This is a genomic window from Clostridium chrysemydis, from assembly GCF_015234215.1.
Taxonomy (GTDB): domain Bacteria; phylum Bacillota; class Clostridia; order Clostridiales; family Clostridiaceae; genus Clostridium; species Clostridium chrysemydis.
Genome location: NZ_JADEKP010000008.1, coordinates 77,016 through 91,711, shown reverse-complemented (window position 1 = coordinate 91,711; position 14,696 = coordinate 77,016). Strand labels below are relative to the sequence as shown.

At 28.0% G+C, this 14,696-nt stretch carries 15 protein-coding genes; 14 read left to right on the top strand and 1 reads right to left on the bottom strand.

The window, feature by feature from the left end:
* Positions 1–133 precede the first annotated feature (133 nt).
* Positions 134–1,114, bottom strand: coding sequence for a lactonase family protein (locus tag INR60_RS15030; RefSeq protein ID WP_194192317.1), 981 nt, complete (start codon positions 1,112–1,114; stop codon positions 134–136).
* A gap of 80 nt (positions 1,115–1,194) precedes the next feature.
* On the opposite strand from INR60_RS15030, the gene metA reads away from it, so the two are divergent.
* From metA to cobA, 14 genes are all read left to right on the top strand, one after another.
* The gene (metA, locus tag INR60_RS15025) at positions 1,195–2,112 is read left to right on the top strand and encodes a homoserine O-acetyltransferase MetA (protein ID WP_194192316.1); all 918 of its coding nucleotides are present in this window, start codon (positions 1,195–1,197) and stop codon (positions 2,110–2,112) included.
* A 70-nt stretch (positions 2,113–2,182) separates the two neighbouring features.
* Positions 2,183–2,575, top strand: coding sequence for a DUF4234 domain-containing protein (locus tag INR60_RS15020; protein WP_194192315.1), 393 nt, complete (start codon positions 2,183–2,185; stop codon positions 2,573–2,575).
* 105 nt (positions 2,576–2,680) lie between these two features.
* A complete protein-coding gene (locus tag INR60_RS15015) occupies positions 2,681–3,097 on the top strand; it encodes a DUF2752 domain-containing protein (protein ID WP_194192314.1) in 417 nt (138 codons plus the stop codon).
* Between the two features lie 153 nt (positions 3,098–3,250).
* Positions 3,251–4,600 (top strand): sodium-dependent transporter, encoded by a 1,350-nt coding sequence (locus tag INR60_RS15010; RefSeq protein WP_194192313.1) that lies wholly within the window; start codon positions 3,251–3,253, stop codon positions 4,598–4,600.
* A gap of 97 nt (positions 4,601–4,697) precedes the next feature.
* Positions 4,698–5,393 (top strand): response regulator transcription factor, encoded by a 696-nt coding sequence (locus INR60_RS15005; protein ID WP_476578652.1) that lies wholly within the window; start codon positions 4,698–4,700, stop codon positions 5,391–5,393.
* The gene (locus INR60_RS15000) at positions 5,377–6,780 is read left to right on the top strand and encodes a HAMP domain-containing sensor histidine kinase (protein WP_194192311.1); all 1,404 of its coding nucleotides are present in this window, start codon (positions 5,377–5,379) and stop codon (positions 6,778–6,780) included. The genes INR60_RS15005 and INR60_RS15000 overlap by 17 nt, the downstream gene beginning before the upstream one ends.
* Positions 6,781–6,796: 16 nt before the next feature.
* Positions 6,797–7,480 carry a Crp/Fnr family transcriptional regulator gene (locus INR60_RS14995; protein WP_194192310.1) on the top strand — a complete coding sequence of 228 codons (684 nt, stop codon included), beginning with the start codon at positions 6,797–6,799 and terminating at the stop codon, positions 7,478–7,480.
* A gap of 79 nt (positions 7,481–7,559) precedes the next feature.
* Complete coding sequence (asrA, locus tag INR60_RS14990) at positions 7,560–8,576, top strand: anaerobic sulfite reductase subunit AsrA (RefSeq protein WP_194192309.1); 1,017 nt, start codon at positions 7,560–7,562, stop codon at positions 8,574–8,576.
* Positions 8,569–9,366, top strand: a complete 798-nt coding sequence (gene asrB, locus INR60_RS14985; protein WP_194192308.1) for an anaerobic sulfite reductase subunit AsrB — start codon at positions 8,569–8,571, stop codon at positions 9,364–9,366. The genes asrA and asrB overlap by 8 nt, the downstream gene beginning before the upstream one ends.
* 19 nt (positions 9,367–9,385) lie before the next feature.
* Positions 9,386–10,366: a sulfite reductase subunit C gene (gene asrC, locus INR60_RS14980; protein WP_194192319.1), complete on the top strand. Its 981-nt coding sequence runs from the start codon at positions 9,386–9,388 to the stop codon at positions 10,364–10,366.
* Positions 10,367–10,526: 160 nt separating this feature from the next.
* Positions 10,527–11,723, top strand: a complete 1,197-nt coding sequence (gene hemA, locus INR60_RS14975; protein ID WP_194192307.1) for a glutamyl-tRNA reductase — start codon at positions 10,527–10,529, stop codon at positions 11,721–11,723.
* Complete coding sequence (locus INR60_RS14970) at positions 11,681–12,331, top strand: NAD(P)-dependent oxidoreductase (RefSeq protein ID WP_194192306.1); 651 nt, start codon at positions 11,681–11,683, stop codon at positions 12,329–12,331. Before hemA ends, INR60_RS14970 begins: the two co-directional genes overlap by 43 nt.
* 8 nt (positions 12,332–12,339) lie before the next feature.
* Positions 12,340–13,215: a hydroxymethylbilane synthase gene (hemC, locus tag INR60_RS14965; RefSeq protein WP_194192305.1), complete on the top strand. Its 876-nt coding sequence runs from the start codon at positions 12,340–12,342 to the stop codon at positions 13,213–13,215.
* 3 nt (positions 13,216–13,218) lie between these two features.
* Positions 13,219–14,679 (top strand): uroporphyrinogen-III C-methyltransferase, encoded by a 1,461-nt coding sequence (gene cobA, locus INR60_RS14960; protein WP_194192304.1) that lies wholly within the window; start codon positions 13,219–13,221, stop codon positions 14,677–14,679.
* Positions 14,680–14,696: the final 17 nt, after the last annotated feature.

Sequence of the window (14,696 nt, the reverse complement as noted above, 5' to 3'; positions counted from 1 at the left end):
TTATTTAAGTGCGTCTATTTTTCAAAACAGAAATTTCACAATTAACTGATCAACTAAATTTATATGAAAATCCATAAAAATAGGTTGTCGCTAGCAGATTTTTAATCTGCTAATGCGACAACCCCATATTTTTTTATTTAAAAACTATACAAACAGGTAAAGAAATATTAAATTCTAATTTGTTTTTTAGGATATATCCCTTTTCTTTTGATATTTCAAAGATAGATATTTTGTTTTTAAGCATGCTCCCTATAAAAATGAAATTACCACAAGGAGAAATAGAGAAATCTCTAGGGGATGATATATTTAAAGAATCATATTCCTTTATCTTTTTTAATAAGCCATTTTTAAAAATTTCAAATAAAAGAATAGTATTAGTTTTTCTATCAGCTACATATAAAAAACGATTATCAGGACTTATTTTTATTGCAGAACCTTCAAAGTTTTCCTTGATTTTGGCTGAAGGTTTAAAAGATTCAATTAATCTTATATTTAAGTTATCATAAGAGAAAACTAAAACTTCAAAAGTCTTTTCAGTTATTAAATAAAATATAGGTAAAGCTTTATTAAATGCTATATGCCTTGGACCTTTGCCTTCTTTTAGTTTTATTTTATTTATTAATTTTAAAGTGTTTGAATCTAAAATTAATATCTCATCATTACCTAAATCAGTACAAATAATTTTATTTAAATTTGGAATTTTAGATGCGAAGTGAAAGTGAACATTGCTTTTATCATCTCTTTTAAATATTTGATTTGAAATTATTGAGTCATACAAACAGGTTACTTTATCTATTCTATTTTCGTGATAATTTGAAAATAAAATATTATTATTGTAAACAGAAACATGACAAGGCCCTTTTCCTCTATGGTTAAATGAAGTTATATTTTTAAGAGTATCATCTTTTATTTTAAACATATTTATTCCAGAAGAATCTAAGCTCGTAAAGGTTGATACTAATAGATCATTATTTTTAGCTAGATAGGTTGGATTATCACAATTATATTCTAATTTTAAATCTATAGTATTATTTAAAACATCGTATGCAAAACTATATATTCCATTGCTACTTTCTTTTGTGTACGTACCAATATAACCTTTTATCTTTTTCATAAAAAACACCTCTATCTTTATTTTACGATAAATTTAATTTATTGTAAAAATGTGGTTTAATATAATTGGGAGGGATTAGTATGCCAATTAATATACCAAAAGATTTACCAGCTTATAAAAAACTAAAAGAAGAAAATATATTTGTAATGAATAACAAGAGAGCAAGTAATCAAGATATAAGACCTTTAAAAATAGGAATATTAAATCTTATGCCTAAAAAAATAGAAGCAGAAAATCAGATACTTAGATATCTATCAAATACACCCTTGCAAGTTGAAATAAAGTTAATTCAAACAAGGACATATAACTCTAAAAACACATCAAGGGAGCATTTAGATAAGTTTTATAAATTTTTCGATGATATAAAAAACGAAAAGTTTGATGGATTTATTATAACTGGTGCACCAGTTGAAAAACTTGATTTTGAAGAAGTTATTTATTTTGAGGAATTAAAAGAAATAATGGCTTGGTGCAAAACAAATGTATATTCTACTATGCATATATGTTGGGGGGCGCAAGCTGGCCTTTATTATCATCACGGAGTTAGAAAAGAGATTTTAGATAATAAGATGTTTGGAATATTTAAGCATAAAGTAAAAGATTTAAGAGAAGAACTTACCCGAGGACTCGATGATTATTTCTATGCCCCTCATTCTAGGCATTCTAAAGTAAATGAAGAAGACATTAAAAAAAATGATAATCTAAAGGTACTTTCATATTCAGATGAGGCTGGAGTATTTATCCTATCTAATTTAGATGGACGGGAAATATATATAACAGGACATCTTGAATATGATAAAGATACTCTGAAAAATGAATATATAAGAGATAGAGAAAAGGGAATAAGTATAGATGTCCCTAAAAACTATTTTTTAGATGATGATCCAAGTAATTCTCCCATAGTAACTTGGCGTGGAAGTGCTAATATTGTATTTTATAATTGGTTGAACTACTGCGTATATCAAAATACGCCATTTGACATTAATGATATTAAATAAACCTATTGTGAAAAAGATAGTTTTTACGTATAATTAGGAATTGTGACAAATTCTTATCTTAGGGGGAAAAATGATTAAACAAAGAAATTTTTGGATTCTTATACTTTTAAATTTAGTGACATGTGGAATATATGGAATAATATTTATGTATCAGTACACACAAGATTTAAATAGAGTATGTAAGAATACAGGTAAAGAAAGTATTAACTACTTATTAGTGATATTATTATCAATAATAACTTGCGGAATCTACTATTATGTATGGCTATTTCAGCAAGGTAACAGGATGCAAGAAACTGGATTTAAAAATCATTTAAATATTCAAGAAAATGGTTCAATATTAGTGCTTTGGAATATATTAGGTTCATTCCTTTGTGGAATAGGACCATTTGTAGCTATGTATATTATGGTTAAAAATATGAATATATTAGCAGATGCATATAATGATGGGATATTAATATAAAATAAGATAAGGCTATGCCTTATCTTATTTTTTCTCTATACTAAATGGAAAGTTTTAAAAAATATATAAAAATATTATAACAATTAATAAAAAAGAGGTGTTTTTTTGCAAAAAATAAAAAAGATTTTTGAAAAACATACGATAATTATAATTATGGCACTTACAATTTTTTTAACAGGTGGAAGATGCTTAATTAAATCTACAATAGGGATACCTTGTCCAAGCTGTGGACTAACAAGAGCATGGAAGGCATTTTTATCATTTGATTTAGAAAAAGCATTTTATTATAATCCACTCTTTTTGTTTATACCTATGGTTTTATTTATATTTATATATTGCAAAAAACCTTTGTTTGGAAGTGAAAGGTTTCAATATATTTTTATAATAATTGTATGCGTAATAGTACTAGGGGTTTACGTATATAGGATGTATTTATATTTTCCAAATGTTTCACCAATGGATTTTAACCATAATTCAATCTTAGGAAGGTTTTTGGATAAAATATCCATGATAAAAAGTTAAAATAACAGAGAAAATTTATAAATATTAATAGATAAAACATTTACGAATAAACAAAATTAAATAAATTAGCTGTAATTGTCAAAATGATTGAAAATACGACAAATTTCGTTATATAATCATTAAGTGATTTTAAAAAAGATGGGAGAGGATGGCATGGAGCCAAATAGAGAGAAATTTTCCTCAGGACTTGCAGTGTTTTTTGCAACATTAAGTTCAGCAGTTGGTTTAGGTAACATATGGATGTTCCCATATGTTGTTGGAGAGAACGGTGGAGCAGCATTTATAGTAGTTTATTTAATTTGTATTGCACTTATAGGATTACCAACATTAGTAAGTGAATTCGCATTAGGTAGAAATTGTAGAAAAAATATTTACGGGGCAGTAGCTAGTATAACTGATAAAAAGTTTTTTAGGCTTATAGGTTTTATAGGGATTACAGCATCTTATAGTATGTTATTTTTCTATACTGTAGTTGTTGGGTGGGTTTACTCATATGTTTTTAAGGCAATCACAGGATCATTTAGCGGGATAACAGCAAAAGGTGCAGCTGAAATGTTTAATAACGCAAGCCTTGGACCTGTATCACCAGTTTTATGGCAGTTTGTTGCACTTGTTGTAGCTTGTGGTATTTTAGCTATGGGAGTTAAAAGTGGGATAGAGAAATTAACAAAGACTTTAATGCCTGTTTTAGTTATACTTTTAGTAGTTTGTGCTATAAGAAGCGTTACATTACCTGGAGCTTTTGAAGGAGTTAGTTTTTTATTAAAACCTGATTTCACGAAAGTTACATTTAGTGTAATACTATCAGCACTTGGACTAGCTTTCTTTAAACTATCAGTTGGGACTGGTTCAATGATTACATATAGTAGTTATTTTACAGATGACAATAATTTAATAGGAACAGGAGCTAAAGTTTCTATAGCAGATACTGGGGTATCTTTACTTGCAGGGCTAGCTATTTTCCCAGCAGTATTTTCATTTGGTTTAACTCCAGGTGAAGGACCAGGTTTATTATTTAATACAGTACCTTTAATATTTGGTAAGATACCAGGTGGAATGATTTTAGGTATAGTATTCTTTTTATTAACTGCTATGGCAGGAACTATGGCTATGATATCAATAATTCAAGTATCTATAGCAACATTTACAGAACAGTTCAAAATTAGCACTAAAAAAGCATTAATAATAAATGTAGTTATAATAATGGTTATAGGATCTTTAACAGCTCTATCAGCTAATGCACATGGACTGCTATCAGGATTTACAATTTGCCATATGACTTTATTTAATTTATTTGATGCATTAGTATCTAAAATACTGTTACCTATAAACGGAATTTTAGTTACTATTATGATGGGACACTTTGTAAGTAATAAATTAGTTAAAGATCAGTTAACTAATAACGGAACAGTAAATGGGAAGTTAGTTAATGTTTTTATGGTATTAATTAAATATATTACGCCTGTTTTAATAGCTATAGTATTTATTAAATCTTTTATTTAGATATTAAAATTATGTTATAATATAAAAAGCCCTTTTATAGGGCTTTTTTTTAATGTAAAATTGACAGTAAAGAAAACAATTAGGGGTGATGTTTTTGATATATAAAATATTAGTATGTGATGATGAAAAAGAAATAGTTGATATTCTTTCAGTATACTTAGAAAAAGAAGGATTTGAAGTGTTTAAAGTTTATGACGGAGTTGAAGCTTTAAATTTCTTAAAAGAAAATAAGGTCCACCTTGCACTAGTAGATATAATGATGCCAAAGATTGATGGGTATAGAGTAGTAAATGAACTTAGAAAAGACTCGAATATTCCAGTTATTATGATTTCAGCTAAAAGTAGAGATGATGATAAGATATTAGGGCTTGATATAGGTGCAGATGATTATATAACAAAACCTTTCAATCCAAGGGAAGTATCAGCTAGAGTTAAGGCTATGATAAGAAGAGTATATAAATTATCAGAAGGTAATGAATTAAAAGATGAAATAATAGAAATAGGCGATTTAAAATTAGATGCCTATAACGTTAAAGTTCATTTAAGAGACGAGGAGTTAGAACTTACTTCAATAGAGTATAAAATACTTAAATATTTAATGGAGAACTCAGGTAGAATACTTACTAAAAATCAAATTTTTGAAGCAGTTTGGAATGAAGCTTTTTTAGGTGGAGATAATACTATTATGGTTCACATAAGTAGACTAAGAGAAAAGATAGAAGATAACTCTAAGTCTCCAAAATATTTAAAAACTATAAGAGGATTAGGTTATAGATTTGAAAAAGAAAAGTGATAAATTAGTAGTTGCAGTTTTTAAACAGTACATAGTATTTGTACTCATACTTGGACTTATTTGTTTAGGGTCTTACGTATTTTTAGGCTTTAGACTTACTGAAGTCTTAAATAAAAATAGTATTCCACTTATGGATATAGTATCAGGAGATTATATTGATTATACAAAGCTAAATGTAAATGATCTTGAAAAGATAGATGCAGAAGTAGAAATAGTCAATAAAGACGGAGAAGTTGTAAAAAGGATAGGAAAAGAAATTTCAACTAAAAACTCATATACTCCAAAAGAATTATTAGATTTAGTAAGTACGAAAAATGAAGCGAAGTATCAAACTATAATAAATAACGTAAGTGATAACTCAAACAATGAATATTTAGCGATTTTTAGAATTCCAAACGATAAATTAGAATTAAATGTAAATCTTTTAAAGGTTCCTTTTAGTGTTGGGAAACCTTTATATAAAGAATATGGAATAGTTATAGCTTTTGCAGCTATGATGGCTTTAATATGTATAATAATATATTCAGCTTGGACTGCAAGAAGGATTCAAAAACCTCTTAAAGAAATTGATAATGCGCTTTTAAGTGTTATTAATGGTGACTTTGAACAAAGGCTTAGGTTTGACGGTGAAGAGGAATTAGAAGGAGTTCGTGATACTTTAAACTACTTATTAGTAAAGCTTAAAGAAAGTGAAGATGAAAATAAAAGGTTAGAAGAAAGTAAAACTAAGCTTTTATTAGATTTATCTCACGATATAAAAACTCCTATGACAACAATAAAAGGATATTCAGCTGCTCTTTCACAGCATGTTATAACAGATGAAGAAACAAAAGAAAAATATTATAGTATCTTATACAAAAAATCAGAGAGAGTAAGCGAACTTATAGATGATTTCTTTGAGTTTGTAAAACTTAGCAATAACGAAAATAAAATAAATAAAGAAAAAACAGATATAACTGAGTTTTTAAGAAGAATAGTATTAGATTATTATGATGAAATAGAAAGTGCAGGACTTGATTTAGAAGTAGATGTTCCAGATGGTCCTATTTTCATAGGACTAGATAAAAAACTTTTTAAAAGAGTTATAGGAAACCTTATTGAAAATTCATTAAAGTATAATGGTAATGCAAAATATATAAAACTTAAAGCAAGAGAAGATAAAGATTTCTTTTATATTATTGTAAGTGATGATGGAGTAGGCATACCAAATCATATAAGATTAAATTTATTTGATGAGTTTGTTCGCGGAGATGAGAGTAGAAAAAGTGGAGAAGGTTCAGGGCTTGGACTTTCAATAGTTAAAAAGGTTGTAGAGAGACATGGGGGAAGAGTTCAATTACTTAACACAAAAAAAGGTTGTTCTATTATGATTAAACTTAATAAATGATTGATAAGGTGATAAAATGATAAAACTATCAGTAATAAATAATATAGAAACGTTTAGTTCCCTTTCAGATAAAACTAAAGAATACATTTGTAATTTTGGAGAGCTTTTAAACTTAAAAAGAGATGAGCATGTGTTTCGTGATAAAGATTACGTAGATTATTTATATATATTAGTAGAAGGTAAGGTTGCTTTATATAAATTAAATGAGCATGCACACAAAAAAATAGTATTTATTTTAGGGCATGGTGAAATACTAAACGAAGTTATACTAGATGATTTACCAGAGTCTATAAATTGCGAAGTGTTTGAAAAGTCTAAAATAATATCTATAAAAAAAGATAAGCTTAAAGAAATAATGGAAGAGGATTTCGAGTTTTCTATGATGATAATAAACTCTCTTTCAAGAAAAACTAGAAGGCTCTATAGGCAAATTAAAAACACTACACCAGTTAAAGTAGAAAAAAAGCTTGCAGCTAAGATTTGGAAACTTGGAAAAGATTACGGAGTAGAAACAGAAGAAGGTCTTAAAATTAATTTGAAATTAAGTATTACATACCTTTCAGATATGTTTGGAATGCCAAGAGAAACTATTTCAAGAGCTTTTAAAATTTTAGTTCAAAAGAATCTCATAAAAAAAGAAAAAAGCTTTATTTATATAATAGATAAAGAAGCTTTATCTATATACTTTAAGTCATTGTGATAATTATCACAGACTAAATGCTCCTTCGTAAATATAATTGTTTATATATTAACAATTAAGTTTACGAAGGAGTTTTTCTATGGGAATAAAGTTAAGAGTGAGTGACCTTAATAGTGTGTTTTATAAAATGTCACCTAAATTTAAAGTTTTTGCACCTAAAAATTTTGAAGGGAAAGGAAGAAGTTCTGATACTGATATGGTAAGATACGGTGAAATTAAAGATGTATCGGAAATAGTTTTTGATAAAAAATCAGCATTTTCACCAAAGGAAGTATTACTTCCTATAACTCAAACTATTTTCTTTTTTACAGAAGATAAATGTTTAGAGCCAAATGAGGAAACTCATGCACCTATCATATTTTTAAGAAGTTGTGATATACATGCACTTAAGAGATTTGATGATATATATTTAAGAAATGGATTTGAAGATCCATATTATAAAAGAATTAGAGAAAAAGCTAAATTTATTTTAATTGGATGTAATAAAAGCTTTGATTCATGTTTTTGTGTTTCTATGGGAACAAATAAAACAGATGAGTATGATGCATATATTAAAGTAGACGAGGATTTTGCTTATTTAGATATAAAAGATAAAGAGTTACTTGCATACTTTGAAGATATAAAAAAGGTAGATGAAGAAGTTAAACCTGAATTTGTAACTTCTAATGATGTTGAAGTTAATATTCCAAGTGATTTAGACCAAAGGATATTTAAATCAAAAATGTGGGATGAATACTCAGAAAGATGTATAGCTTGCGGTAGATGTAACTTTGTTTGTCCTACATGTACTTGTTATAGCATGCAAGATATATTCTCAGATGATAACCCTAAAGTTGGTGAAAGAAGAAGAGTTTGGGCAGGATGTCAAGTTCCAGGATTTACAAGTATGGCTGGTGGACACGAGTTTAGAAAAGCAAATGGCGAAAAGATGAGATTTAAAATAATGCATAAAGTTTATGATTATAAAAAGAAATGGGGATACCATATGTGCGTAGGCTGTGGAAGATGCGACGATATATGCCCAGAATATATTAGTGTAGCTGGATGTATTAATAAATTAGAAGATGCAATGGACGAGGTGAAAAAGAATGACTAATCATAACGAATATATACCATTTTCATCAAAGATATTAGAAATAACTAAACATACTGATATAGAGTATACTTTTAAAATGGAATTTAAAGGTGATGTAAAACCTGGTCAATTCTTTGAAGTATCAATACCAAAGTTTGGGGAAGCTCCTATATCAGTTAGTGGAATTGGCGAAGGCTTTGTAGATTTAACTATTAGAAGAGTTGGTAAGGTAACTAACGAGATATTTGAAAACTATGAAGGTGATTCTTTATTTATGAGAGGGCCTTACGGAAATGGCTTTAATATAGAAAATTACAAAGGAAAAGAACTTGTTATTGTAGCTGGAGGAACAGGACTTTCACCAGTTAGAGGAGTAGTAGATTATTTTGCAAGAAATAGTAAAGAATCAAAAGGTACAACATTAATAACAGGATTCAAAAGCCCTAAAGATATGTTATTTAAAGATGATTTAAGAAGATTTGAAGAAACAATAGATGTAATAGTTACTGTAGATTCAGCAAAAGAAGGATATGAAGGACATACAGGACTTGTTACAAAGTTTATTCCAGACCTTAAAATAAAAGATATGGAAAATGTACAAGTTATAGTTGTTGGACCACCTATGATGATGAAGTTTACTGTATTAGAATTCTTAAAAAGAGGATTAAAAGAAGAAAATATTTGGATATCACAAGAGAGAAAAATGTGTTGTGGTATAGGGAAATGTGGTCACTGTAAAATAGATGATACTTATATTTGTCTTGATGGACCAGTATTTAATTATACTAAAGGTAAGCTTTTAATTGATTAGGAGGACTAAGTTTATGCAAATGGATATTAATACAAAAAAGCTAAAAAAGAATGCTTTTAGAGTTACTAAGCATAGAGGAATAACTGCATCTAGAGTAAGAGTTCCAGGTGGACATTTAGATGTTAAATATATGGACTTAATTAGCGATATTGCTAAAAAATACGGAGATGGGAATGTACATTTAACGACTAGACAAGGGTTTGAAATTACAGGAATTGATATGAAAAATATCGATAAAGTAAATGAAATGCTTCAACCAGTAATAGAAGGACTTGAAATTAATCAAGTAGATAAAGGTACAGGATATACAGCGGCTGGAACTAGGAATATTGCAGCTTGTATCGGGAACAAGGTTTGTCCTTTTGCAAACTATAACACAACTAAGTTTGCAAAAAGAATAGAAAAAGAGATTTTCCCAAATGATCTTCACTTTAAAGTTGCATTAACTGGTTGTCCAAACGATTGTTTAAAAGTAAGGCAGCATGATTTTGGAATAATTGGAATGACAGAACCACAATATGAATACTCAAGATGTGTAAGCTGCGGTGCCTGCGTTAAAGCATGCAAGAAAAAAGCTACTGGTGCTTTAAGTGTTAAAAACTATAAAGTAGTTCGTGATGCTTCAAAGTGTATAGGTTGTGGAGAATGTGTTATGCAATGTCCAACTAGCGCTTGGACTAGAAGTGAAAAGAAATATTATAGATTAGCTATAATGGGAAGAACAGGAAAGAAAAACCCAAGACTTGCAGAAGATTTTATAATTTGGGCTGATGAAGAGAGTATAGTTAAAATTATAAATAATACTTATGATTTTGTTAAAGAGTATATAGATAAAAATGCTCCAGGCGGAAAAGAGCATATAGGATATATAATAGATAGAACAGGATTCATGGAATGGAAAAAATGGGCTTTAAAAGATGTAAATCTAGATGATAAAGCGATCTTAAAACATAATGTTTATTGGAATGGAATAAAATATCCAAATACACAAAATTATTAATTTATAAGGTGTTTCATAATTTATGAGACACCTTTATTTTGAATATAAGGAAAAACAATAGGAATTATAATGAATTTATATTTAAAAATCTCATATTAATATAAATCTTTTAACAAGATGTGATAAAATAAAGGTTATAAAAATAATATGGAGTGAGATAATGTTAGGACTAGTCGGGATAAAGAAAAGTGTTCCAGTAAAAATTAGAGAAAAATTTTCTATAAATAATAATAACAAAGAAAAAATAGAAAAAAGATTAAAAGAAAACTTTAGTGAATTTCTAATATTAAATACTTGTAATAGAACAGAAATATATTTTAATCATTCATTAAATGAGGATGAAGCATTAAAAAAAATTTTTGATATTTTAAATTGGGATATAAAATTAAAAGATTGTATTTTCTATTTTAGTGAAGAAGATGCAGTAACTCATTTATTTAAAGTTTCTTGCGGATATCACTCAAAAATATTTGGGGAAGATCAAATTTTAGGTCAAATAAGAGACTCTTACTTTTATTCAAAAGATAAGGGGTTTATAAAGAAAAAATTTACTAGACTATTTGAAGATGCTATAGCTTGTGGGAAAAAATTCAGAAAAGAATCTAGGCTTTATGAAATTCCTGTATCGTCAGCGTCCATAGTAGCAAGAAAAGTTTCAGATTTAAGATTAAATAATGTAGTTATATTAGGTTTTGGAGAAGTAGGAAAACTTATATTTAAATACCTTTATTCAAAGAATATAGAAAACATAACTATAGTAGTTAGGGATAAAAATAAAGCTATTATTGAAGATTCAAATGTTAAAATAATAACATTTGATGATTTAAAAGAAAACATAAAAAAAGTAGATTGCATTATAGGTGCAACATCATCATCTAAAGCTATACTTTATAAAGAAGATTTTGAAGAAATAAAATCAAAAATAAAAGTCTTTGATCTAGCTATCCCAAGAGATATAGATGAAAAAGTATCTAAATTACCTAATATAGATATACTAGACATAGATGAAATAAGTAAAATAGATGATGAAAATAAAGAACTTAGAAAAGAAAGAATGAAAAAGTATAAGTACATAGTTAAAGAAGCTATAGATGAATATATGGCTTGGGAAAAGTTAAGAAATCTATCTAATGTTATAAAGGAATTAAATATAGCAGGAGACGAGATTTATAAAAAAAGATATACTTCTTACAAAAATAAAGCAAATGAATCTAATAAGCACGCAAAAAAAATGATGAAGAGCATATCAGATGCGTATGTTCATAGTGCGATAGATGTTTTAAAATCAGAAACATTAGAAGGTAGAGGAAAAGAATGTTTAAGGATAATAGAGAAGATATTTCTAGAAAAGAATTAAATAGAATGAATCTAAGTGTACTTAGCTCTAAAATAAATACTTGTATTATAGGGGGCGGAAAAGGCGCACTAATTAAGCTTAAGGGGCTACTAAATAGGGGATGCAAAGTAACTTTAGTTTCAAAGGAAATAATTAATGAAATATATGAAATTAGAAATCCGAGTCTTAAAATAATAAAAGATGAATATAAAAAAGAATATATTTATGATAAACATTTAATTTTAATCGCTATAGACAATGATTTAGATAGAGATTTAATCAAAAAGGATTTAGAAGAAAATTTTAAATTATATATAGATTGCAGTAATTTTAAAGAGGGAAATACTGTTATCCCAATGCAAGGAAGTGAAAATGGAATAAATCTATCTATAAGCACTTTAGATGGAAATCCAAAGGGAGCAAGATTTTTATATTCAAAAATTACAGAGACTATTTTAAAGTATGGGGACTTTATAGAATTTTCAAGCAAAATAAGAAATTCTATAAAAAACAGAGAGGAAAAAAATGAAGTTTTAAACTTTATTTTAAATGATGATTTTAAATTTTATTTTGATAAGAAAAAAGAAAATATAGTACTAAAAATGTTTTACAAAAATTTGTTTAGGTAAGGTGGATTATGAAATATATTATAGCTACGAGAAAATCAAAATTAGCAAGAGCGCAGACTGAAACAGTTATGGGATTACTTAAAAATAAAGGAATACAAAGTGAAAAACTTCTTCTTATGACAGAAGGAGATAGAAGGCTTGATGTGTCTTTAAATAAAATAGGTGGTAAAGGACTTTTTATAAAAGAAATAGAATATGCACTATTAGACGGGAGAGCGCACCTTGCAGTTCACAGTATGAAAGACGTGCCTTATGAATTAGATAAAGCTTTTGAACTTATAGCTATGCCAGAAAGAGATGATATAAGAGATGTTTTTGTAAGTTCTAATGGGGTTCACTTTGATGAATTAAAAAGTGGAGCTAAAATTGGAACTAGTAGCATAAGAAGAGCTGCTATGCTAAAAGAACTGAGAAGTGATTTAGAAATAGTTCCTATAAGAGGAAACGTAAATACTAGATTAGAAAAGATGCATAAAGAAAATATGGATGGAATAATCTTAGCAGCAGCAGGGCTTAAAAGATTAAATATGGAAGATATTATAACTGATTATTTTGACCCAGAAATATTTTTACCAGCGGTTGGACAAGGGGCACTTGGAATAGAATGCTTAAGTGACTTTAAAGATAAAGAAATAATAAAAGAATTAGATTCTATAGAAGTTAGAAGAAGAGTTATAGCAGAGAGAAGTTTTATGAGAGAGTTAAACGGAGACTGTCATAGCTTAATTGGAATTTATTCAAAAGAAGAAGGAAGCGACTTGTACCTTAAGGGAACTTACAGTATAGCTGGAGAAATAATAACAAAAGATATTATAGGTGATAAACTAAATGGTGAAGAATTAGGAAAAGAATTAGCTGAAAAAATAATAGCTAGTGGGAGGTAAGTTATGAGTAAGGCGTATATAATTGGAACAGGTCCAGGAGACGAGGAACTATTAACTTTAAAAGCAATTAGAGTTTTAAAAAAATGTACAGCTGTAATGTATGATAGATTAGGCGCTTCTAATATATTAAATCATATAAACGATGATTGCTTAGTTTATTACTGTGGTAAAAAGCCAGGTGCTCATTCTATGAAACAAGAAGAGATAAATGATCTTTTAGTTAAACTTGTTAAAGAAGGGCACACTGTTGGAAGAATAAAAGGGGGAGACCCTTATGTATTTGGAAGAGGCGGAGAAGAGGTATTATCTTTAAGAAAAGAAGGATTAGATTTTGAAGTGGTGCCTGGAGTTACATCACCTATATCAGTATTAAATTATGCTGGAATTCCAATTACTCATAGAGGAATAGCACAAAGCTTTCATATAGTAACTGGAATGTCAGCTAAAAGCTTAAACGTGGATTTTGAAGCTTTAGCTAAAGAAACTGGAACATTAGTATTTATGATGGGGCTTGAAAATTTAGAATTTATTAAAGATAGCCTTATAAAAAATGGCAAAGATAAAAATACTAAAAGTGCAGTAGTTATGAAAGGCACATCATCTAAACAAAAGAAAGTTATTGGTACTTTAGAAAATATAGTAGAAAAAGTTAAAGAAGCAAAACTTGAATCTCCTTGTATTATTTGCGTAGGTGAGGTTGTTTCTTTAAATGAAGATTTAGACTGGTATGAAAATAAGCCTTTATTTGGTAAAAACATCTGTATAACTAGATCTAAAAAACAATCTAAATCTTTAAAAGAGAAACTTTGGGATTTAGGTGCAGAAGTTACTGAAATCAATACTATAAAAATAGAGAAAAATTTAGAAGAGCTTAAAAGGTTAAAAGATTTAGATAAATATACTCAAATATTATTTACATCAGCTAATGGAGTAGATATATTTTTCGATTATCTAAGATCAAAAGAAATTGATATAAGAAGTATAAAGGCGTCTATTTCTGTTATAGGAAATGGAACTAAAAAGGCTTTAATTAAGAGAGGGATATTCCCAAACGTAGTTTCTAAAAGATTTATTCAAGAGGGACTTTTTGAAGCTGTAAATGATATAATTAAACCTACAGATAAAGTATTATTACCTACATCTAAAAAGGCAAGAAATTATCTAAAAGAAGAAATAGAGAATTTAGGTTGCAAAGTAGATAGAGTAGATATCTACGATACTGTTTCAGGTTCATTTTATCAAAAGGATAGATTTAATGAGGTTGATTATATATTATTTACAAGTCCAACTACAGTTATTAATTTAATTGATATGGTAGGAGTAGACTCTATAAAAGAAAAAAATATTATAGCTATAGGCCCTCAAACAGGAAGAGAACTTGAAAAAAATAATATCAAACCTATAGTTTGCAAAAAGCACTCAGAAGATGGGTTTATAGAAGAAATTAAAGACATTATAAAATAGATAAGGAAGTGTATACC